The organism is Pseudomonas sp. NFPP25, from assembly GCF_900116505.1.
Taxonomy (GTDB): domain Bacteria; phylum Pseudomonadota; class Gammaproteobacteria; order Pseudomonadales; family Pseudomonadaceae; genus Aquipseudomonas; species Aquipseudomonas protegens.
Map to the genome: position 1 here is coordinate 364,367 of NZ_FPBG01000001.1, position 21,638 is coordinate 386,004.

Here is a 21,638-nt window from a genome sequence, read left to right on the forward strand (position 1 = left end):
ATGGGATATTATGGTATTACCCCGTGTGATAGGCGCTGAGGGCGGTTTTCGCCAGCCATCGCCGTACATTTGCCTGAGTTGAGCTGCCATGAGCGAGCTGGATCGTTATCTGCAAGCCGCCACCCGCGACAACACCCGTCGCAGCTATCGGGCGGCCATCGAGCATTTCGAAGTGCAGTGGGGCGGTTTCCTTCCGGCTACGGCCGAAAGCGTGGCCCGCTACCTGGCCGCCTATGCCGGTGAGCTGTCGATCAATACCCTGCGGTTGCGCCTGTCGGCCCTGGCCCAGTGGCACAGCAGCCAGGGCTTTGCCGACCCGACCAAGGCACCGGTGGTGCGCCAGGTGTTCAAGGGCATCCGTGCGCTGCACCCGGTACAGGAAAAACAGGCGCAACCCTTGGAGCTGCAGCACCTGGAACAGGTCGTCGCCTGGCTAGATAAGGAGGTCGCGAGTGCCGCAGCTGAACAGCGCCAGGGGGATCTGTTACGTGCCCGGCGTGATCGGGCGCTGATCTTGCTGGGCTTCTGGCGCGGTTTTCGCAGTGATGAGCTGTGCCGCTTGCAGATCGAGCATGTGCAAGCGGTGGCCGGGTCGGGCATCAGCCTCTACCTGCCCCGCAGCAAGAGTGACCGTGACAACCTTGGGCGGACCTTTCACACCCCGGCCTTGCTGCGCCTGTGCCCGGTGCAGGCCTATATCGAGTGGATCAACAGCGCGGCGCTGGTGCGCGGGCCGGTGTTTCGCGGCATCAACCGCTGGGGGCGCCTGAGCGAGCAGGGGTTGCATGCCAATAGCGTGATCGCGTTGCTGCGCCAAGCCCTGGAGCGTGCCGGTATCGCTGGCGAACATTACACCAGCCATTCCCTGCGCCGGGGCTTCGCCACCTGGGCGCACCGCAGCGGTTGGGATCTGAAATCACTGATGAGCTATGTCGGCTGGAAGGACATGCAGTCCGCCATGCGCTACGTCGAGGCCAACCCGTTCATGGGCATGGCGCGCATCGGCGAGAAGCCGGTACAGCAGTAGATTAAGGTTTCTTCTATTAATACTGTTGGCTGATAGTCAAAACCAATCGGCAGCATCAGGTTTGCCAATGAGCCAAGGGGCGATTCATTGGTTAGGATTCTCCCCATCAAGTTTTCACCCAATGTTCTCAACCACTGATGGAGAGTCAACGATGCCTATCATCAACAGCCAAGTTAAACCCTTCAAAGCTACCGCATTCAAAAACGGCGCATTCGTCGAAGTGTCGGACGCCGATCTGAAAGGCAAATGGTCTGTCGTGTTCTTCTACCCGGCTGACTTCACCTTCGTGTGCCCAACCGAGCTGGAAGACCTGGCCGACAACTACGCCGAATTCCAGAAGCTGGGCGTCGAGATCTACAGCGTTTCCACCGACACCCACTTCGCCCACGCTGCCTGGCACAACACTTCGCCAGCCATCGGCAAGATCCAGTACACCATGATCGGCGACCCGACCCTGGCCATCTCCCGCAACTTCGATGTGCTGATCGAAGAAGCCGGTCTGGCTGACCGTGGCACCTTCGTGATCAACCCTGAAGGGCAGATCAAGATCGTTGAAATCAACGACGGCGGTGTAGGCCGTGACGCTTCCGAGCTGCTGCGCAAGATCAAGGCCGCTCAGTACGTCGCTGCTCACCCAGGCGAAGTCTGCCCAGCCAAGTGGAAAGAAGGCGAGGCCACCCTGGCTCCGTCCCTGGACCTGGTCGGCAAGATCTAAGTCCATGCATTACCCAAGGGCGGTGATCCGCACTTAAGCCAGCTGCACCGCCCTCAAACAACGCCCGGGCGAGATTCGCTCGGGCGTTGTTTTTTCTACCGAATCAAAACAGGAGATCGCCCGTATGTTGGACGCCAATCTTAAAGCTCAGTTGAAGTCTTACCTGGAACGGGTCACCCAGCCGATCGAGATCGTAGCCTCCCTCGACGACGGTGCGAAATCCCAGGAAATGCTCGCGTTACTCAAAGACATTGTCAGTCTTTCCAACCAGATTACCTTGCTCGATAACGGCAGCGACGCGCGCAAGCCTTCGTTCTCGTTGAATCGCCCGGGAAGTGATATCAGCTTGCGTTTCGCCGGTATTCCCATGGGCCACGAATTCACTTCCCTGGTGCTGGCCTTGCTGCAAGTGGGTGGTCATCCATCCAAGGCCAGTGCCGAGGTGATCGAGCAGATCCGCTCGCTCAAGGGCGAGTTCAATTTCGAAACCTATTTCTCGCTGTCCTGCCAGAACTGCCCGGACGTGGTCCAGGCGCTGAACCTGATGGCGGTGCTCAACCCCAACATCCGTCACGTGGCCATCGATGGCGCGCTGTTCCAGGCCGAAGTCGATGAACGCAAGGTCATGGCGGTGCCCAGTGTCTACCTCAATGGCGTGAACTTCGGCCAGGGGCGCATGGGGCTGGAGGAAATCCTCGCCAAGCTCGACACCGGTGCGGTGGAGAAGCAGGCGCAGAAACTCAACGCCAAGGAAGCCTTCGACGTGCTGGTGGTCGGCGGTGGTCCAGCGGGTGCTTCGGCAGCCATCTATGCCGCTCGCAAAGGCATCCGTACCGGTGTGGCTGCCGAGCGTTTCGGTGGCCAGGTGCTGGACACCATGGCGATCGAGAACTTCATCTCGGTGCAGGCAACTGAAGGGCCGAAGCTGGCCGCCGCCCTGGAAGAGCACGTCAAGCAGTACGACGTGGACATCATGAACCTGCAGCGGGCCAGTGCCCTGGTGCCGGCCAAGGAAGTCGGCGGCTTGCACGAGATCCAGTTCGAAAGCGGCGCCAGCCTCAAGGCCAAGTCGGTGATCCTGGCTACCGGTGCCCGCTGGCGCGAGATGGGCGTGCCGGGTGAGCAGGAATACAAGGCCAAGGGCGTGTGCTTCTGCCCGCACTGCGACGGCCCGCTGTTCAAGGGCAAGCGTGTGGCGGTGATTGGCGGCGGCAACTCCGGTGTCGAAGCGGCCATCGACCTGGCGGGTATCGTCAGCCACGTGACCCTGCTGGAGTTCGACAGCAAGCTGCGGGCGGATGCGGTGTTGCAGCGCAAGCTCTTCAGCCTGCCCAACGTCAAAGTCATCACCAGCGCCTTGACCAGCGAAGTGAAGGGTGACGGCCAGAAGGTCACCGGCCTGGCCTACAAGGACCGTGATTCGGGCGAGTTCCACACGGTGGACCTGGAAGGCATCTTTGTGCAGATCGGCCTGTTGCCCAACACCGATTGGCTCAAGGGCACCGTCGAGCTGTCGCCTCGTGGCGAGATCATCGTCGATGCCCGCGGCGAGACTTCGCTGCCTGGGGTATTTGCTGCAGGTGACGTCACCACGGTGCCCTACAAGCAGATCGTGATAGCCGTGGGCGAGGGCGCCAAGGCTTCCCTCAGTGCATTCGATCACTTGATCCGTACCTCAGCACCGGCTTGATCGGTCGCTTAGAAAAACAAAACCCCATGAGCCTGGCTCATGGGGTTTTTTATTGCTGTGCCGGCAGGCACCGGCTTGTCGCTGAAGTGGCCGCTGGGTCTTGCGCCGCCCTTGAGAAGGGGAGTGCTGACAATCCAGCTTCTACACAGGCCGGCTTCGCACCTGCATAGGTTTACAGCGGTGCTGGCTGGATGATCTCGACCCAGTAGCCGTCCGGGTCCTTGATGAAGGCCAGGCTTTTCATCCGGCCATCGTTCAGGCGCTTCTGGAAATCGCAGCCCAGGGCTTCGAAGCGCTCGCAGGCGGCGACGATGTCCGGCACCGAGATACAGATGTGGCCGAAGCCGCGCGGGTCGCTGTTGCCGTTGTGGTAGGCGAAGGCTGGATCGTTCTCGGTGCCGTGGTTGTGGGTCAGTTCGAGAATGCCGGGAATCGACTTCATCCACTCGGTTCGCGCGCCAGCGTCTGCCGGGATCTGTGCCTTGTCCACCAGGGCCAGGAAGTACAGGCCGAACTCGGCTTCAGGGAAGTCGCGTTTTTCCACCAGGGAAAAGCCCAGGACCCGGGTGTAGAAGTCCAGGGAGCGAGTGATGTCCTTGACGCGCAACATGGTGTGGTTGAACACGAAACGGGCAGTGGCCGCATCCGGTTGGGCGGTCACGCCGGGAAAGGTATTGAGTTCGTTGAGGCTCATGGGCCCTCCAGAAGAAAGTGCGGCCAAGACTGCTTGCCGGGGCAAGCAGCCTTGGCTCGCAATGGTTCGGACATCCTTGGGATCGGGCAATGATACGCAAGTGGGTCGGCTGGCGCCAAACCCAAAGCTCCTGATCTATTGCCCATTCCTGGCGCCGGGCTCAGACTTCCAGGCCCCTTTACCTCAGTGTGCAAACGCATGATCGAGTCTTTTAAGTTCCGCGCCGCAGCTCTGTTGCTACTGGCGCTGGCCGGTGTTGCAGAGGCCGAGCCGCAAGTGACCTGGCCCCAGGGCTGGACGGTGGAACCGCTGCCGGCCCCAGAAGGCGAAGAGGCCGCCAAGGTGTCCCGGCAGAGAGCGGTCAAGAGCGATACCGCTGGCAATCCACTCATGGTCATGGAGTTGACCATGACTCAGGTGGACAGTGGGCATGTAGTCAATCTGCAGGGGGTATTGCTGGAGATGCGCAAGTCGGTGCAAAAGGACTTTGCCCAGGGTGGTTATCAGAGTGTCTGTAACAAGATTCATGCCGCGCAGTTGAGTCGTCTCGAGGCGCTGGAGACTACTTGCACCATTACCCAGAATGGCCGGCATGTGCTCTCGCAAACATTGGTGGCGGCACTGAATGGGGATAAGGCTTATGTACTTTCATACGCTGGCCAGGCTGCGGCTTTTGCCGAGAGCCAGGATGAAATACTCGCTGTACGAAATGGCCTTAAACTTTAAGGAAAAATCTGAACCAATCGGTTCGCTTTCTGCAGGTTGCCCGTTCGTTAGCGAAAAGGCATTAAGCCTGAAGTTGCTCGGGAATCAGACGTTATTGCGCGATGTATCGGCTAGGGGGAGGGGTGGGATCCCGCTCGGCTCTTCCCTTAGATGCAAGTCGTAATAAGAATTTTCTTAATCAATGTAAAAGGCCCTACATATGCAGGGCCTTTTTCGGGGTGCGGCTTTGTTCAAGCGCGCAGCCAGGAATCCACAGTGGCGGCACCGTACTGTTCTTTCCAGGCCTTCAGGCCGCGGTGATTGCCGCCTTTGGTTTCGATCAGTTCACCGGTGTGCGGGTTCTGGTAGACCTTGACCACGCGGGCACGGCGCTGCTTGGGGGCGTTGGCCTGTGGCTGGCCGGCCTTGCCCTGGTTGGGATCAAGGATGGCGATGATGTCACGCAGGCTCTTGTCGTAGGACTTCATCAGGGCCTGGAGCTTTTCTTCGAACTCGATTTCCTTCTTGAGCCCGGCGTCGTTTTTCAGGGATTCAAGCTGCGCGAGCTGTTCTTGAAGTGCTTTTTCTGCAGCACGAAACTCAGCAAGTCTGGACAATATCTTCACTCCACTAGTCTATTTGGCTGATACAAACCACAAACAAAGCTATAAGCCATGAGCCGATTAAGGCTCGATTAAGTGGCCTACCTGTGAATCTTGTACAGGCGGGAAAAATTGTAGTAGTTAATGCATCGAGAGTAAATCAGGTTGTTCTTGTTAAATGCGATATTGACCAATTGATTCAAATTTGTGCAGGCCCCGAGTTGTTAGATCCAGCACTTTTTGTTCGGGTATGGCTATTTAATGGCGCGCCAGGGCTGCAACAAATTCGGCACTGGGCATGGGCCGTCCGAATAAATAACCTTGCAGGAAATCCACCCCTTTAGCTGCTAGATAATCCCGCTGTTCTGCAGTTTCAATACCTTCGGCGACAATGCCCAGATCGAGTTTGGCCGAGAGTTCGATAATGCTGTCGAGTATATGCAGGGACAGTGCGTCGGCACCGATCATGGCGACGAAACTCTGATCGATCTTCAAATAATCCACATTGAACTGGCGCAGATAACCCAGGCTGGAATGCCCGGTACCGAAGTCGTCGATGGCGATCATCACACCCAGTTCGTGCAGGGCGGCAAACAGCTGGTGGGTGGTGGCCGTGGGCTCGATCAGTTCGCGTTCGGTCAACTCCAGCACCAGGATCACCTTGCCTGGGGGGAAGCCGGCGAGGAACTCCCGGCAGTCCTCCAGCAACTGCAGGTCGTGGCAATGGCTGGCGGTGATGTTGATACCTATATGGAAACCGTCGGTAAAGTGCGCGGCATGGGGCGCCAGGGCTTGTTGGGTCTGCTGCATCAGCGAGCGGGTCATGGGCACGATCAGCCCCGAATGCTCGGCGAAGGGGATGAACAGGTCCGGGCGCACCAGCCCCTCTTTCGGATGCTGCCAGCGCATCAGGACTTCGATGCCGGCCCACGCCAGGGTGTCCCCGCGCACCACCGGCTGAAAGTACGGAATGAACTCCTGCGCCCCCAGTGCCCGTTGCAGCTCGTGGGTGGGGGAGGCGGAGCGCTTTTGCAGCCAGTGGGCAAGTACGCCCGCCGCCGCGCCGAAAAACACCAGCAGGCTGAACAGTGCCGGGTACTGGCTCTTCATGTAGTTCCACACGTCGCCCTCGGGAAACCCCGAGCTGACGCTGTAGGGATAGCGCGATGAGCTCAGTTGCTGGCTGGCCACGGCCGCCAGTGGCGGGCTGCCCTCGTGGACACGGCCGTCGCTGGACAGCCAATGCCCGCCGACCTGCAATTGCAGGTCGGCGAAGCGGCTGATCAGGCGCAGGGCATTGGTCAGGTGATAGCCGTCGATGGTGGCCAGGGCGGCGCGATCGCCCTCGCTCCAGCGATAGACCAGCAGGGCCGTGTCGGGGGTGACAGGGTTGCCGCTCATCAGCCAGAGGCGGCCGTCCACGTAGTCCAGGGGGTTGAGCGGGACTGCGAAACTGCCGAGCAGGGAGCTGCAATAGTTGTTGTTGCGCCACACCAGGTTGGTCGAGCGCACGAACGGTCGGCGGGTGACCTGTTCGCGCAGGGCCAGTTGCCGGACTTCATCACAATCGCGGCCCACCTGGGGCAGCAGCGCCCTGGCGGCGATGTCGGTGTTGTCGAGCATCAGGTCGAACTGGCGGATGGCCTCTTCGGCGGTTTCCAGGCTGCTGTGCATCAGTGTTCGTTCGGCCTGGGCGTAGAGGATGAGGGCGCCGAGCCCGATGGGAAGAAGCATGGCCAGCAATGTCCAGAAGGTACGGGTAGAGCGCTTCAATGGACCTTTGGCGGTCAGGGGCATGGATCGGACCTGTCGGCGGGCGAGGGGGAGGATGGCACCGGGGGGCATGGCCCCTGCGGCTGTCTTGATCATCGCAGGATAGCCGGCTTTTACCGGCGATAAAGGCGCTGCGCGTGCTGGATGAAGGCCAGGGCCGCCGGCGACGCCTGGCGTCGGTCGAGCACCGCGATCCCCACTTGGCGGCGCACGGCAGGCTCCAGGGGGCGGCTGGTGTAGCGCGGGTCCGCGGCCTGGGGCAGGGACAACTCGGCAACGATGCTCAAGGCATCGCCGCGGGCCACGGTTTCCAGGGTGCTCAGCAGTTGGGTGCTGCGGTAGCAGATATTGGGCCGCAGGCCGGCACCGATGAACAGGCGTGACACCAGCTCCGCCGAGCCGGCTTCGGTGAGCACGAAGGGGTCATGGCACAGTTGGTCCAGGCGCAGTTGCGCTTCACTGGCCAGGGCGTGGCTGGCTGGAATCAATGCCAGCAACTGGTCCTCGACCACAGGCACGGTGTCGAAGCGCTCCTGGGGCAACACCACGAAGCCCAGGTCCACCCGTCGTTCTTCCAGCCATTGCAGGACCTGGCGATCGGGGCCTTCGTCGATATGCACTTCGATGTCCGGATATTCGCGGCGGTAGTCGTGAAGAATCCGGGGCAGGAGGCGGATCGACGAGGTGGGGCCGAACGAGCCGATGCGCAAGGTGCCGCGCTTCATGCCCCGGGCATCCGCGGCTTCCTGGGCCAGGGTCGCCGCCAGGCCGAGCATGGCCCGGGCGCGCAGCAGCAACTGGGTGCCGATGTCGGTGAGTTCGACCTGGGCCTGGTGCCGGCGAAACAGGTCCACCTGCAGCTCCTGCTCCAGTGACTTGATGGCATGGGACACCGCCGACTGGGTGATGCCCAGGCGCGTGGCGGCGCTGGTAAAGCCCTGGAGTTCGGCCACCAGGGAAAAGATCTCCAGCTGGGTCAGGGTCATGAGTAAAAGCTCATTTTACGATGATCAGGCATTAGACAAAAAATGGTCGTGCAGTACAAACCCATTGCCTCAGAGCGTCTTGACCATGAGTGAAAGCAATATCAGCGGCCCCCTGGCGGGCGAATACCGGGACCTGGCGGTGTATGGCCGCCTGGCGACAGTCACCATGATCTGGGGCGGCACCTTCGTTGCCGGGCGCTACCTGGCCGGCGGGCTCTCGCCCTTGCTGGCCGCCAGCCTGCGGTTCCTGCTGGCCAGCCTGGCCTTGCTCGGCTTCATGGCCGTGGCGCGTATTCCCCTGGTGCGGCCCAGCCTCAGGCAGTTCGGCCAACTGGCACTATTGGGGTTCTTCGGGATCTTCTTCTACAACCTGTGTTTCTTCCTCGGCCTGGAGCAAGTCAAGGCTTCTCGGGCATCGTTGATCGTGGCCCTGAACCCGGCAGTGATTGCCCTGGCGTCCTGGGCGCTGTTCAAGGAGCGCCTGGGCCGGCGCACGCTGTTGGGCATTGCCCTGTGCCTCTGTGGCGCGGCCCTGGTGATCTGCAGCCGTGACCCTTCGGCCCTGGCGGCGCAGGCCGGGAGCTGGCAAGGCGACCTGCTGATTCTTGGCTGCGTGCTGGGCTGGGGCGTGTACTCGCTGTTCTCCAGGGGGCTGAACCACAGCCTGGGCTCATTGCAAACCGTGACCTGCTCGATCCTCCTGGGCACCCTGATGCTCTGCGCCGCCACCCTGATCCGTGGCGAGTTCGACCTGCAGGCGGTGGCTCGCCTGAACCTGGCCCAGGGCTTGAGCCTGTTGTACCTGGGCGTGCTGGGTTCGGCGCTGGCCTATATCTGGTATTACGACGGCTTGCGGCGGATCGGTGCCACCCGTTGCGGTGTATTCATCGCCCTCAATCCGCTGACGGCGGTGATCCTCGGCGCGCTCGTGCTGGGAGAACAGTTGAGCCCGGTGATGGGGGTGGGCGGGGCGCTGATTCTCGGCGGTATCTACCAGTGCAACAAACCCCTTGCGGGCGGGCCAAAAAAGGCGATTTTATAGAGAATGCGGACAAAGGCTTTTACGCTGTGTAGAATCCGGTTACGCATACAATAATAAAGTCTTCTGGCAGCAGAAGCCTCGCCCCCCAGCCTGTAAGACAGGGTCGAAATGAAGATTCTCGGGTTTCAACTGATCTATGGTGACTTCCTCGCCCGCAGCGTGCGCGGTATCTCCTGTGCGCCACCGTCCCTCCTCAGCATTGCTAGCAACTAACGATCCGTTAATTCTAAAAATATGATGAGGCGCCAACCATGGCAGATATCTTCGAAAACCCAATGGGCCTGATGGGCTTTGAATTCATCGAATTCGCATCGCCTACCCCCAACACCCTCGAACCGATCTTCGAGATCATGGGTTTCACCAAAGTCGCGACCCATCGTTCCAAAGACGTGCATCTGTATCGCCAGGGTGCGATCAACCTGATCCTCAACAACGAACCCCATAGCGTCGCTTCCTACTTCGCGGCCGAGCACGGCCCGTCGGTGTGCGGCATGGCGTTCCGGGTCAAGGATTCGCAAAAGGCCTACAACCGCGCCCTGGAACTGGGCGCCCAGCCGATTCACATTGAAACCGGCCCGATGGAACTGAACCTGCCGGCGATCAAGGGCATTGGCGGCGCGCCGCTGTACCTGATCGACCGTTTCGGCGAGGGCAGCTCGATCTACGACATCGACTTCGTGTTCCTCGAAGGCGTGGACCGCAACCCCAAGGGCGCGGGTCTGAAGATCATCGACCACCTGACCCACAACGTGTACCGCGGGCGCATGGCCTACTGGGCCGGCTTCTACGAGAAGCTGTTCAACTTCCGCGAGATCCGCTACTTCGACATCAAGGGCGAGTACACCGGCCTGACTTCCAAGGCCATGACCGCTCCGGATGGCATGATCCGCATCCCGCTGAACGAGGAATCGTCCAAGGGCGCCGGGCAGATCGAGGAGTTCCTGATGCAGTTCAATGGCGAGGGCATCCAGCACGTGGCCTTCCTCACCGACGACCTGGTCAAGACCTGGGACGCCCTGAAGAAGATCGGCATGCGCTTCATGACCGCGCCACCGGACACCTACTACGAAATGCTTGAAGGGCGCCTGCCGAACCACGGCGAGCCGGTCAACGAGCTGCAATCGCGGGGCATCCTGCTGGACGGTTCTTCGGAAGCCGGCGACAAGCGCCTGCTGCTGCAGATCTTCTCGGAAACCCTGATGGGCCCGGTGTTCTTCGAATTCATCCAGCGCAAGGGCGATGATGGCTTCGGCGAGGGCAACTTCAAGGCACTGTTCGAATCCATCGAACGCGACCAAGTGCGTCGTGGCGTACTCGCCACCGAGTAAGCCCCGGCACGCTTGAGTCCAAGGCCCGATCAGGAGGTTTCTGGTCGGGCTTTATTTTGCCTGTCGGTGGGCGATTGTGAATGTGTTAATGTTTCGCCCCCGATTCCCAGCCCCTGACCGATGCCTCGATGAACACACCCAGACCTTCCCTGACCTTGACCCTGCTGCAGGCCCGTGAGGCCGCCATGGCGTTTTTCCGTCCCTCGCTGAACCAGCACGACCTGACCGAACAGCAATGGCGGGTGATCCGCATCCTGCGCCAGAACGGCGAGCTGGAGAGCCATCAGCTGGCGAAGATGGCCTGCATCCTGCCGCCGAGCATGACCGGTGTGCTGACCCGCCTGGAGCGCGACCAGTACGTCAGCCGGCGCAAGTCTCCGGAAGACCAGCGCCGCCTGTTCATCACCCTGACCGACAAGGGCCAGGCCTGTTTCGAATCCATGAGCGGCGACATGGAAATCAACTACCAGAAGATCCAGCAGCAGTTCGGCGAAGACAAGATGCAGGCCTTGCTGGCCCTGCTCAACGAGCTGAAGCAGATCAAGCCCTGAGCCTGTACCGCAGGCCTTGATGCACGCGAGATACCCCCGCAGCCGGGCTCAGCCCCGGCGCTGGCGCAGCAGATGGCGTACGCCTTCGAGCACCAGGACCAGCACCGCCAGCCAGATCGGCACGTAGGTCAGCCATTCCCCGGCCTTGATGCTTTCCCCCAGCAGCAGCGCCACCAACAGCAGCAGTACCGGTTCCACATAGCTGAGCAGGCCGAACAGGCTGAAGGCCAGCAAGCGGCTGGCAATGATGTAGCACACCAGCGCCGAGGCACTGATCACCCCCAGCACGGGAATCAGCAGGTACAGCCAGGGTTGGGCCGCGACCACGGCAATGCCCTGTTCGCCGCTCTGCACCACCCACAGCGCCACCGGCATCAGCAGGGCCATGTCCACCCACAGGCCGCCCAGGTGGTCGGTGCCCAGGCGCTTGCGCAAGACGAAATACAGCGGGTAGCCCAGGGCCACCACCAGGGTCGCCCAGGAAAAGCTGCCCACCTGGTACAGCTCGTTGAGCACGCCGATGCAGGCCAGCACCGCTGCCAGCTTCTGCAGCCGCGACAGACGTTCGCCATAGACGATGCGTCCGGTCAGGACCATGGTCAGCGGCAGCAGGAAATAGCCCTGGGATACGTCCAGGCTGTGGCCGTTGAGCGGTGCCCACATGAACAGCCAGAGCTGCACCCCGACCAGCGCCGACGACAGCAGCAGCGCCGGGCCCAGCACGGGCTTGCTGCGTACCCGTCGCAGCACTTCGTCGACCCGATGCCATTCACCGGCCAGCAGCATGAACAGGGTCATGCAGGGCAGGGTCAGCAACATCCGCCAGCCGAAGATCTCCACCCCGGTCAGGGGCGCCAGCAGCGAGGTGTAGAAATACATGACGGCAAACAGCACCGACGCCAGAACCGATAACGCAATACCTTTAGACACGCAGTCCTCGTAGAACCCGAACGCTCGGGATGCACAAAAAGAAGGGGAGAGTGGAGCGAGGGGGAATATAGAGGGTTTGCCCCGGGATTTTTGCTCTGTTTGCGACACCCCGGCGGGAAAATTTCTCGTTTGTGGCGCGGCCCGGCCTTCCAGGGAAAGGCCGGACTGCGATGGCTGCTGGGTTTGCGCGGCCAGGGCCCGTGTTTAGCCCAGGTGCGCAAAACGTCCGGAGACAAAATGGCCGACATCATTGAAACCGGGTGTCGAGGCGTGCCCCGGGGTCACCAGCGCGTCGATGAAGGCTTCGTCCTCAGGGCTGATCTTCACCTCCAAGGCCCGGGTGTAGGCGTCCCACTGGGCTTCAGTGCGCGGGCCGACAATGGCCGAGCTCACCGCCTGGTTGTTCAGTACCCAGGCAATGGCGAACTCGACGATCCCGGCCCCGCGCTCCTGGGCGTATTCCTGGATCTGCTGGGCGATGCGCAGGGATTCGACCCGCCATTCGGTCTCCAGGATGCGCTTGTCCTGGCGCCCGGCGCGGCTGGCGGCGTCCGGGGTGACGTCCGGCGCATACTTGCCGCTGAGCACACCACGGGCCAGGGGGCTGTAGGGCACCACGCCCAGGCCATAGGCGCGGGCGGCGGTGATCTGCTCACCCTCGGCCTGGCGGTTGACGATGTTGTACAGCGGCTGGCTGATCACCGGGCGGTCCACCCCCAACTGGTCGGCGACTCGAATCGCCTCGGCAATCCGCCAGCCGCGATAATTGGACAGGCCCCAGTAGCGGATCTTGCCCTGGCGCAACAGGTCGCCGATGGCCGAGATGCTCACCTCCAGAGGCGTGTTGTGGTCTTCGCGGTGCAGGTAGTAGATGTCCAGGTAATCGGTGCCCAGGCGGGTCAGGCTGGCCTCGATGCCGTTGAAGATGTGCTTGCGGCTCAGGCCGCTGCGGTTGGGCACGCCGTCCACCGGACCGAAGCCGACCTTGGACGCCAGCACCCACTCATGGCGGTGGCTGGCAATGGCTTCGCCGACGATCTCCTCGGAGCGGCCCTGGGTATAGACGTCGGCGGTGTCGATGAAGTTGATCCCCTGGTCCCAGGCCTTGTCGATGATACGCAGCGAGTCTTCGGTACTGGTCTGCTCGCCGAACATCATGGTGCCCAGGGTCAGGCTGGAAACCTTGAGACCGGAATGGCCGAGGATGCGATAGCTCATGGGCGGAATCCTTGTGCTAGAGGGCTGGCCAGGGCATTTCCGGCCATTGGGGCGACCATCAAATACCACAACCCCGGGCCTCTGCAATGCCTGAATGGCGCCTCCTTGCCGGCATAGGTGCCCGTGAGATCGCTATCGCTGGCAAGCCCGCTCCTGCAAGGAGGTTCCGTAGGAGCCGGCTTGCCGGCGAACCGCGCAGCGGCCAACCGCCCCGGGGCCGCACCGGGTCAGGGACACAGCGCCCGGCAGCGTTGCAACACAAAACTGTGCAGCAGGCGCACCCGCTGGGAAACCTGTAGGCGATGGGGGCACAGCAAGTTGAAGGGGGACGGTTCCCCTTGCCAGTCGCCGAGCAGCGGCACCAGGCGCCCGGCGCGGATGTCCTCGGCCACATCCAGCCGGGCCTTGTAGACAATGCCGTGGCCGGCCAGGGCCCAGCGCCGGGCCACCTCACCGTCGTCGCACAGGTAATCGCCACGCACCAGGACTTCGCGGGTTTCGCTGCCGCGGCTGAAACGCCAGCGGTCATAGGGCTGGCCGTTGCGCAGGTACAGCAGGGCGCTGTGCCCGGCCAGCGCCTCGGGGTTTTGCGGCACCCCGCAACGGGCCAGGTAGGCCGGGCTGGCGCAGGCGATGCGCCGGTGCCCGGGGAGAATCGGCAAGGCCACCAGGCTGGAATCCTCGGGCACGCCAAAGCGCAGGGCCACATCCACAGCGTCGCGGAACAGGTCGGCGTGGCGATCATCGAGCCGCAGTTGCAGGCGCAGTTGCGGGTGCTCGGCCTTGAATTCATCGAGCCAGGGAAGCAGGGCATTGCGCCCGAAGTCCGAGGGCGCCGACAGTTGCAGCACCCCGGCCAGGCCCAGGCTCTGCTGCTTGAGCGCCAGCTCGCCGTCCTCCAGGGTGGCCAGGGCCAGGCGCACGCTTTCCAGGTAGCGGCGGCCTTCCTCGGTGAGCCGCATGCTGCGGGTGGAACGCGCCAGCAGACGGCTGCCGAGGCGGGTTTCCAGGCGCTTGAGGGCGATGCTGGCGGCTGCGGCGGTCAGGCCCAGGGAGCGGGCCGCGGCGGAAATGCTCCCGGCATCGGCGGTGCGTACGAAGATTTCCAGGTCCAGTATCGAGCTCATTAATAAAAATCCTTTAAAGATCTTTGCGTTTTAGCTGGATTTTTCCTCGATTGGCAAGCTGGGAAGATGCAATCACTTTCAATCGCAGCAGGTGATCGCAATGACTCTTTCCAACTCAAGCCTGGCCCAGCAAACCTTGGTGGTGATTGGCGCCGGCAGCGGCATTGGCGCCGCGGTGGCGCGCCAGGCCGCGGCCCGTGGCGCTCGGGTGGTACTGGCGGGGCGCAGCCTCGAGGCCTTGCAGCGCCAGCAGGCACAGCTGCCGGAATCGGCCTGCAGCATCGCCGTGGACATTACCGATGCCGCCAGTCTCCAGGCCTTGTTCGCCAGGGTGGGGGCCTTCGATCACCTGGTGATCAGCGCCGGTCCGGCCATTGCCGCCAAGCCCCTGGCCGACACCGATCTGCTGGATGCCCAGCGGGCTTTCGAGGTGAAGTTCTGGGGCGTGTGGCGCGCGGTCCAGGCGGCGCTGCCGACACTCGCGCCGCAAGGCAGCATCAGCCTGACCTCGGGCCTGCTGTCGCGCAAAATGGTCCCCGGGCAAGTGCTCAAGACCACCCTCAACGCCGCCCTCGAAGCCCTGGGCAAGCACCTGGCCAAGGAGCTGGCGCCACGCCGGGTGAATGTCATCAGCCCCGGGGTCACCGCCACCGAAGCCTATGCCGGGATGCCCGAGGACGCCCGCGAAGCCATGTTCGCCCGCACCGGTGCCAACCTGCCGGTGGGCCGCGTCGGCCAGCCGGATGAGGTGGCGGCGGCCTTTATCCTGGCCATGGAGAACGGCTTTATCAGCGGGAGCCTGATCGATGTCGATGGTGGAGGCCTGCTATGAACTGGCGCTTCGATCACCTGGCGTTCAACTGCGCCGAGGGCGAGGCGTTGCAGCAGGCCTTCGCCGATCTGCTGGGCCTGCAAACGGGCCGGCGGCCGCCGTTTCCCTTTCCCGGGCGCTGGTTGTACCAGGGCGAGGCGGCGCTGGTGCACGTCATCGAACAGGCCCATTGCCCTGAGCCGCACCTGAGCCACATCGCCTTCAGTACCCAGGAGGCAGCCGAAGCCGTGTTGCGCCGGGTGCAGGCCAGTGGCCTGGAGCATCAAGTGGCGCAGGTGCCGGAAGACGGCATCTGGCAGATCTTCGTCCGCTTGCCCGGCGGCCTGGTGCTGGAGTTGGATGCTCCGGCGATGGGGGCGTTGAGCATCAATCACGACTACGCCCGACAAGGTGGGGCACCGGCCTGAGCCCAGCCATGAAAAAGCCCATTGGAGCCGAGGTTCGAACGGGCTTTTGTCGTGGCCGGGGCCGTGTAGTGCCGCGGCTTAGCGGTTCAGGGTGCGGGTCATGCGCAGCGCCAGCAGGCTGCCGGCAACAATTACCCCGGCCAGCAGGTACAGCGCGGCGTCGGTGGAACCGGTGCTGTCCTTGACCCAGCCGACGATATAGGGGCTGAGGAACCCGGCCATCTGGCCCATGGAGTTGATCAGCGCCAGGCCACCGGCAGCTGCACCGGCGCTGAGCAGGGCAGTGGGCACCGGCCAGAACATCGGCAGGCCGGTGAGGGCACCCATGGTGGCGAGGGTCAGGCCGAGAATGGCGATGGCCGGGTTGGCGGCGAAGTTAACCGCGATCAGCAGCCCCACGGCGCCCATCAACATCGGCACTACAAGGTGCCAGCGGCGCTCCTTTCGCAGGTCCGCCGAGCGCCCCACCAGCAGCATGAACACCGCCGCCAGCAGGTAGGGAATGGCGCTCAGCCAGCCGATCACCAGATTGTCGGCAAACCCCAGGTTCTTGATGATCGACGGCAGCCAGAAGTTGATCGCGTAGACCCCGCTCTGGATGCAGAAGTAGATCAGGCCGAAGGCCCAGATCGCCGGGTTCTTGAACACCGCGGCCAGGGAGTCGCTGGCGGTCTTGGGCTGGTTGGCGAGGTCGCTGGCCTGGTCGGCCTCCAGCACTGCGCGTTCAGTCGGGGTCAGCCACTTGGCATGGGCGAAGCTGTCGCTGAGCAGGAAGAACGCCAGGGCGCCGAGGATCACGGTAGGAATGCCCTGCAGCAGGAACATCCACTGCCAGCCGGCGAGGCCGCCCTGGCCGGCGGCGAAGTGGTTGAGGATCCAGCCGGAAAACGGGCTGCCCAGCAGGCCGGACACCGGGATCGCCGACATGAACAGGGCCATGATCCGGCCACGGCGGAAGGTCGGGAACCACTGCGAGAGGTACAGCACCACGCCGGGGAAGAAGCCGGCTTCGGCGGCCCCGGTGAACAGGCGCAGGGTGTAGAACTGGGTCGGCGTGGTGACGAATAGCAGGCAGGTGGACAAGGTGCCCCAGGTGATCATCATCAGCGCGATCCAGCGCCGCGGGCCGAACCGGTTCAGTGCCAGGTTGCTCGGCACGCCGCACAGCACGTAGCCGATGAAGAAAATCCCGGCACCCAGGCCGTAGACCGTTTCGCTGAATTTCAGGGCATCGAGCATCTGCAACTTGGCGAAGCCAACGTTGACCCGGTCGAGGTAGTTGAACAGGTAGCAGACGAAGATGAAGGGGATCAGGCGCAGGGTGATGCGCTTGTAGACGGCGTTCTTGTCGTCAGCCTGGGCCAGTGGGGCAGCGGCGCTCTGTGACATGGTGTGTCTCTCTTTATTATGATTTTTCGCGGTGCAAGGGTAACGTTGACCGCCCTGAGAGTCTCGGTCACCGGCGCGGGCCTGTCTTTGTGCCGGCGCACAGCGATTGGCCCCGGGCCCTGTGCCACTGAACAACGCCGCGTACCCCGCGGCCCGTCCCCGCAGCTGTAGCCGTCAAGGATCATCCCCCCATGTTCGAACTGGATCATGACCTGGCGCAGGATATCGTCGACCGCACGATGGCGATCCTGCCCTACAACGTCAACGTCATGGACAGCCAGGGCCTGATCCTTGGCAGCGGCGAGCCGGAGCGTATCAACACCCGGCACGAAGGCGCGCAACTGGTGCTGGCCAACGGCCGGGTGGTGGAGATCGACGAACCCACCGCGCGCCAGCTCAAGGGCGTGCAGCCGGGCATCAACCTGCCGTTGCTGCATGACCAGCGGCTGATCGGGGTGCTGGGCATTACCGGCGACCCGGCGCAGTTGCGCACCTATGCCGAACTGGTGCGCATGACCGCCGAGATGCTGGTGGGCCAGCGCCACCAGCAGGCCGAGCAGCAATGGCGGCGCCAGCGCTGCGACGACCTGCTGGCCCTGCTGCTGAGCGACGGCGGCGACTCACCGCGGCTGGTGGATGAAGCCCAGCAGATGGGCCTCAAGCCACAGCTAGCGCGTACGCCCTATCTGTTCGAACTGGCCCAGGAACCGGCCTCGGGGCAGGGCGTGGATAGCCTCAGCAGTTGGTTGCTGAGCCGCTATCCGGACAGCTGGTGCGTCAGCTCGTCGAAGAGTTCCCTGCTCTGGTGCCGCCCGGCGAGCCTGAGCCTGGACAACCCGCGGCTGCTGGAAAAGCTCGACGGCCAGGGCTGGAACATCCTGCGGGTGGCGGTGGGCGGGCAGGCCGAGGGCCTGGCCGGATTGCGCCGCTGCTACCGCCGGGTCGGCGACCTGCTGGCCTACGGCCGGGATATCCTGCCGGACGCGCGATTGCTCACCCTCAACCGCTACCGGCTGCCGGTGATGCTCTGGCGCCACCGCAACGATGACGCCCTGGACGAACTGCTGACGCCGTTGCGCAAGGTCCTGGCCAAGGACAGCAACGGCCAGTTGCTGGCGACCCTGCGCAGCTGGTGCGACCACGACGGCCAGAGCCAGGCCTGCGCCGATGCCCTGGGCATCCACCGCAACAGCCTGCGCTACCGCATGGAACGGATAGCCGAGCTCAGCGGCGTCGACCCCTTGCGCCTGGACGGCATGCTGGCTCTTTATCTTGGCGTACAGCTGCTGCCCCACCGCAGCGAGCCAGCCTGATTTATCGCGCCGATCTCCACCATCGCCTATCCCGATCCAACAGGGGTGGTAGCCGCTGCCGAGCCTTGGCGAGGCTGCGAAAAGGCCCGCAGGGCCTTGCTTGGCAATCTCCAGCCAAACCTGTATCGCTTCCAAGACCTTCGCGAGCGCTACGCGCCCGTTCGCAGCCTGCGGCAGCGGCTACAGGCCCAGGAGGATTTAACGGGTCTGTAGCCGCTGCCGAGCTTCAGCGAGGCTGCGCAAAGGCCCGCAGGGCCTTGCCTGGCAATCTCCAGCTAAACCTGTATCGCTTCCAAGACCTTCGCGAGCGCTACGCGCCCGTTCGCAGCCTGCGGCAGCGGTTTCAACGCTAGGCGAGGTTGCGCGGTTGTAGCAATGAACAATAAAGCGCCCTCGGACTTGTGCAGTGGCCCGGGGTCAGCGCCTGCGCCAGATGGCAGCATGGCGGCACAAGAACCGGAGAAAACCCATGAAGATCATCATCGCCCCCGACTCGTTCAAGGACAGCCTGAGTGCCGAAGGCGTGGCCCAGGCCATTGCCCAGGGGCTGGCGGATGTGTGGCCCGACGCCGAGCTGTGCCAATGCCCCATGGCCGACGGTGGCGAAGGGACGGTGGAATCGATTCTCGCCGCCTGTGACGGGCAACTGCGCAGCAACCGGGTCCAGGGGCCGCTGGGAGCGATCGTGGAGGCGCGCTGGGGCTGGCTGCCCCAGAGCCACACGGCAATCATCGAAATGGCCGAGGCCAGTGGCCTGCAACTGCTGGCGCTGGAGCAGCGCGATGCGTGCAACAGCAGTACCTTCGGCACCGGGGAGCTGATCCAGGCCGCTCTGGAGGCCGGTGCCCGGCGCATCATCCTGGCCATCGGCGGCAGCGCCACCAACGACGGCGGCGCGGGGGCCCTGCAGGCGCTGGGGGTCAAGCTGCTGGACCGCCAGGACCGGATACTGCCTCGCGGAGGCCTGGCCCTGGCCGACCTCGACCATATCGAGCTGGATGCCATGGACCCGCGCCTGGCCCAGGTGCGCTTCGACATCGCCGCCGACGTCAACAACCCGCTGTGCGGCGAGCACGGCGCTTCAGCCATCTTCGGCCCGCAGAAAGGCGCCTCGGCGCAGCAGGTGCAGCAACTGGACCAGGCCCTGGGACACTTTGCCGACCTGTGCGCCCAGGTACTGCCCAAGGATGTGCGTGATGAACCCGGCAGCGGCGCGGCCGGTGGCCTGGGGTTTGCCGCCAAGGCGTTTCTCGGCGCGCAATTTCGTCCCGGGGTGGAAGTGGTGGCGGAACTGGTGCGCCTGGAACAGGCCGTGCGCGGTGCCGATCTGGTGATCACCGGTGAAGGTCGCTTCGACGCCCAGACCTTGCGCGGCAAGACCCCCTTTGGCGTGGCGCGCATCGCCCGTGAGCAGGGGGTTCCGGTGATCGTCATTGCCGGCACCCTGGGCGAGGGTTACCAGCAGATGTACGCCCACGGCGTGGATGCGGCCTTCGCCCTGACCTCAGGCCCCATGAGCCTGGAACAGGCCTGCCGCGAAGCTCCGCGCCTGCTGCGCGAACGCGCCGCCGACATCGCCCGCCTCTGGCGCCTGGCCAGCAACCACTAGGCACCCCGTAGGAGCTGGCTTGCCAGCGAATAGGCCCTCAATCCTTGCCGCATCCGCAAGAACGCCTTCGCCGGCAATCGCCCGTCAGTAAACCCCGCCTTCGCTGGTGGGGGCGTCCAGGGTCTTGTACTGGCCGGCCAGGCTCTGCAGGCCCTTCATCAGGACGGTGGTATCCACGCCCACCGCGACAAAATTTGCCCCCAACTCGATGCAACGCCGCGCCAGTCGCTGATCGGCACTGAGAATCCCTGCGGCCTTGCCCGCCCGACGAATCCGCACGATGGCGTCTTCAATCGCGGCCACCACGTCCGGGTGCCCGGGGTTGCCCCGCTGGCCCATGGCCGCCGACAGGTCCGCCGGGCCGATAAACACCCCGTCGACCCCGTCCACCGCGAGAATCTCATCCAGGTTGCGCAGGCCTTCGAGGTTCTCGATCTGCACCAGCAGGCACATCTGCTCGTCCGCCTGATCCAGGTAGCCGGCGATGCTGTTCCAGCGCGACGCCCGGGCCAGGGCGCTGCCTACGCCACGAACCCCCAGTGGCGGATAGCGCATGGCGCGCACCAGCTGGCGTGCCTGCTCGGCGCTTTCCACCATGGGGATCAACAGGGTCTGGGCGCCGATGTCCAGCAATTGCTTGATCAGCGCGGTATCGCCAATGGGCGGGCGGATAATGCCTTGGGCTGGGTAAGGGGCAATGGCCTGCAACTGCGCCAGCAGGCTTCGCAGATCGTTGGGCGCGTGTTCGCCGTCCAGCAGCAGCCAGTCGAAACCGGCATTGGCCGCCAGCTCGGCACAGTAGCCGTCCGCCAGGCCCAGCCACAGGCCAATCTGCGGTTCGCGCTGTTGCAGGCGTTGCTTGAACAGGTTCAGTGGCATGTCCATGGCAGTCTCCTCAGACGAAACGACAGGCGATGCTGCCCAACTGATCGTAGTCCACGTGGAATACATCTCCGGGACGGGCGGCCACCGGGCGAGTGAAGGAGCCGCCAAGAATGATCTGCCCGGCCTCCAGACCGACGTCATAGGCCGCGAGCTTGTTGGCCAGCCAGGCCACGCCCTTGGCCGGGTGGTTGAGCACCGCGGCAGAGACCCCGGACTCCTCGATCACGCCATTGCGGTAGAGCACCGCCGGCACCTTGCGCAAATCCACATCCCCTGGACGCACGGCGCGGCCACCCATCACCACCCCGGCGTTGGCGGCATTGTCCGAGATGGTGTCGAAGACCTTGCGGGTGGCCTGGGTCTGCGGGTCCACCTGCTGGATGCGCGCATCGATGATCTCCAGCGCCGGGATCACCCAGTCGGTGGCGTCCAGCACATCGAACAGGGTGCAGTGGGGCCCCTTGAGCGGCTTGCCGAGGATGAACGCCAGTTCCACCTCGACCCGGGGCACGATGAAGCGCTGGAAGGGAATGTCGCTGCCTTCATCGAACAGCATGTCGTCCAGCAGGGCGCCGAAATCCGGCTCGGTGATGTTCGAGGAAACCTGCATGGCCCGTGAGGTCAGGCCAATCTTGTGGCCCACCAGCTTGCGCCCGTCGCGGATTTTCTGTTCCACCCAGCTGCGCTGGATGGCGTAGGCATCTTCGATGCTGATAGCGGGGTATTGCAGGGACAGCTGGCCGATCTGTTCACGGCTGCGCTCGGCGGCGTTGAGGCGCGCGGCGGCTTCCTGGATATCCGAGGGGCTGAGCATG

At 63.4% G+C, this 21,638-nt stretch carries 21 protein-coding genes; 11 read left to right on the forward strand and 10 right to left on the reverse strand.

From position 1 onward, the window contains the following. The first annotated feature begins 88 nt into the window (after positions 1 to 88). The 3 genes from BM382_RS01560 to ahpF all read left to right on the forward strand — a co-directional run bounded on the left by BM382_RS01560 (position 89) and on the right by ahpF (position 3,432). Positions 89 to 1,027 carry a site-specific integrase gene (locus BM382_RS01560; protein ID WP_019094164.1) on the forward strand — a complete coding sequence of 313 codons (939 nt, stop codon included), beginning with the start codon at positions 89 to 91 and terminating at the stop codon, positions 1,025 to 1,027. Between the two features lie 151 nt (positions 1,028 to 1,178). Continuing rightward, the gene (ahpC, locus tag BM382_RS01565; RefSeq protein WP_011061677.1) at positions 1,179 to 1,742 is read left to right on the forward strand and encodes an alkyl hydroperoxide reductase subunit C; all 564 of its coding nucleotides are present in this window, start codon (positions 1,179 to 1,181) and stop codon (positions 1,740 to 1,742) included. A gap of 124 nt (positions 1,743 to 1,866) precedes the next feature. Then, the gene (ahpF, locus tag BM382_RS01570) at positions 1,867 to 3,432 is read left to right on the forward strand and encodes an alkyl hydroperoxide reductase subunit F (RefSeq protein WP_011061676.1); all 1,566 of its coding nucleotides are present in this window, start codon (positions 1,867 to 1,869) and stop codon (positions 3,430 to 3,432) included. A 172-nt stretch (positions 3,433 to 3,604) separates the two neighbouring features. Here the strand turns inward: ahpF and gloA are convergent, their stop codons facing one another. Continuing rightward, positions 3,605 to 4,126 carry a lactoylglutathione lyase gene (gloA, locus tag BM382_RS01575; RefSeq protein ID WP_072441584.1) on the reverse strand — a complete coding sequence of 174 codons (522 nt, stop codon included), beginning with the start codon at positions 4,124 to 4,126 and terminating at the stop codon, positions 3,605 to 3,607. A gap of 198 nt (positions 4,127 to 4,324) precedes the next feature. On the opposite strand from gloA, the gene BM382_RS01580 reads away from it, so the two are divergent. Beyond that, positions 4,325 to 4,852, forward strand: coding sequence for a DUF4946 domain-containing protein (locus tag BM382_RS01580; protein WP_011061674.1), 528 nt, complete (start codon positions 4,325 to 4,327; stop codon positions 4,850 to 4,852). A 230-nt stretch (positions 4,853 to 5,082) separates the two neighbouring features. Here the strand turns inward: BM382_RS01580 and BM382_RS01585 are convergent, their stop codons facing one another. From BM382_RS01585 to BM382_RS01595, 3 genes are all read right to left on the reverse strand, one after another. After that, positions 5,083 to 5,448, reverse strand: a complete 366-nt coding sequence (locus BM382_RS01585) for a histone-like nucleoid-structuring protein, MvaT/MvaU family (RefSeq protein WP_011061673.1) — start codon at positions 5,446 to 5,448, stop codon at positions 5,083 to 5,085. Positions 5,449 to 5,691: 243 nt separating this feature from the next. Beyond that, on the reverse strand, positions 5,692 to 7,230 hold the full coding sequence (locus BM382_RS01590; RefSeq protein ID WP_072441587.1) for an EAL domain-containing protein: 1,539 nt from the start codon (positions 7,228 to 7,230) through the stop codon (positions 5,692 to 5,694). Between the two features lie 89 nt (positions 7,231 to 7,319). After that, complete coding sequence (locus BM382_RS01595) at positions 7,320 to 8,192, reverse strand: LysR family transcriptional regulator (RefSeq protein WP_072441590.1); 873 nt, start codon at positions 8,190 to 8,192, stop codon at positions 7,320 to 7,322. 85 nt (positions 8,193 to 8,277) lie between these two features. Between BM382_RS01595 and BM382_RS01600 the strand changes: the two genes are divergently transcribed. From BM382_RS01600 to hpaR, 3 genes are all read left to right on the forward strand, one after another. Further along, positions 8,278 to 9,234, forward strand: a complete 957-nt coding sequence (locus BM382_RS01600; protein WP_072441593.1) for a DMT family transporter — start codon at positions 8,278 to 8,280, stop codon at positions 9,232 to 9,234. Positions 9,235 to 9,485: 251 nt separating this feature from the next. Further along, complete coding sequence (gene hppD / locus BM382_RS01605) at positions 9,486 to 10,562, forward strand: 4-hydroxyphenylpyruvate dioxygenase (RefSeq protein WP_011061669.1); 1,077 nt, start codon at positions 9,486 to 9,488, stop codon at positions 10,560 to 10,562. Positions 10,563 to 10,690: 128 nt separating this feature from the next. After that, positions 10,691 to 11,113, forward strand: a complete 423-nt coding sequence (hpaR, locus tag BM382_RS01610) for a homoprotocatechuate degradation operon regulator HpaR (protein ID WP_011061668.1) — start codon at positions 10,691 to 10,693, stop codon at positions 11,111 to 11,113. A 48-nt stretch (positions 11,114 to 11,161) separates the two neighbouring features. On the opposite strand, the gene rarD is transcribed toward hpaR, so the two are convergent. The 3 genes from rarD to BM382_RS01625 all read right to left on the reverse strand — a co-directional run bounded on the left by rarD (position 11,162) and on the right by BM382_RS01625 (position 14,388). Then, the gene (gene rarD / locus BM382_RS01615) at positions 11,162 to 12,043 is read right to left on the reverse strand and encodes an EamA family transporter RarD (protein ID WP_015635880.1); all 882 of its coding nucleotides are present in this window, start codon (positions 12,041 to 12,043) and stop codon (positions 11,162 to 11,164) included. Between the two features lie 204 nt (positions 12,044 to 12,247). After that, the gene (locus tag BM382_RS01620; RefSeq protein ID WP_011061666.1) at positions 12,248 to 13,261 is read right to left on the reverse strand and encodes an aldo/keto reductase; all 1,014 of its coding nucleotides are present in this window, start codon (positions 13,259 to 13,261) and stop codon (positions 12,248 to 12,250) included. A 227-nt stretch (positions 13,262 to 13,488) separates the two neighbouring features. Further along, complete coding sequence (locus tag BM382_RS01625; protein ID WP_019095464.1) at positions 13,489 to 14,388, reverse strand: LysR family transcriptional regulator; 900 nt, start codon at positions 14,386 to 14,388, stop codon at positions 13,489 to 13,491. Between the two features lie 100 nt (positions 14,389 to 14,488). On the opposite strand from BM382_RS01625, the gene BM382_RS01630 reads away from it, so the two are divergent. Continuing rightward, positions 14,489 to 15,220, forward strand: a complete 732-nt coding sequence (locus BM382_RS01630; RefSeq protein ID WP_011061664.1) for an SDR family oxidoreductase — start codon at positions 14,489 to 14,491, stop codon at positions 15,218 to 15,220. Continuing rightward, positions 15,217 to 15,627, forward strand: coding sequence for a VOC family protein (locus BM382_RS01635; RefSeq protein ID WP_072441597.1), 411 nt, complete (start codon positions 15,217 to 15,219; stop codon positions 15,625 to 15,627). The genes BM382_RS01630 and BM382_RS01635 overlap by 4 nt, the downstream gene beginning before the upstream one ends. 78 nt (positions 15,628 to 15,705) lie before the next feature. Here BM382_RS01635 and BM382_RS01640 read toward each other — a convergent pair whose 3' ends face one another. Continuing rightward, positions 15,706 to 17,016, reverse strand: coding sequence for an MFS transporter (locus tag BM382_RS01640; RefSeq protein ID WP_011061662.1), 1,311 nt, complete (start codon positions 17,014 to 17,016; stop codon positions 15,706 to 15,708). A 191-nt stretch (positions 17,017 to 17,207) separates the two neighbouring features. Between BM382_RS01640 and BM382_RS01645 the strand changes: the two genes are divergently transcribed. Continuing rightward, entirely contained in the window at positions 17,208 to 18,329 is a 1,122-nt protein-coding gene (locus BM382_RS01645; protein ID WP_011061661.1) for a sugar diacid recognition domain-containing protein, read from the forward strand. 469 nt (positions 18,330 to 18,798) lie between these two features. Further along, a complete protein-coding gene (locus BM382_RS01650) occupies positions 18,799 to 19,938 on the forward strand; it encodes a glycerate kinase (RefSeq protein WP_072441600.1) in 1,140 nt (379 codons plus the stop codon). An 84-nt stretch (positions 19,939 to 20,022) separates the two neighbouring features. Here the strand turns inward: BM382_RS01650 and hpaI are convergent, their stop codons facing one another. After that, positions 20,023 to 20,823 (reverse strand): 4-hydroxy-2-oxoheptanedioate aldolase, encoded by an 801-nt coding sequence (hpaI, locus tag BM382_RS01655; RefSeq protein ID WP_011061659.1) that lies wholly within the window; start codon positions 20,821 to 20,823, stop codon positions 20,023 to 20,025. Between the two features lie 10 nt (positions 20,824 to 20,833). Further along, positions 20,834 to 21,637 (reverse strand): 2-oxo-hept-4-ene-1,7-dioate hydratase, encoded by an 804-nt coding sequence (gene hpaH / locus BM382_RS01660; RefSeq protein ID WP_015635875.1) that lies wholly within the window; start codon positions 21,635 to 21,637, stop codon positions 20,834 to 20,836. Position 21,638 lies beyond the last annotated feature (1 nt).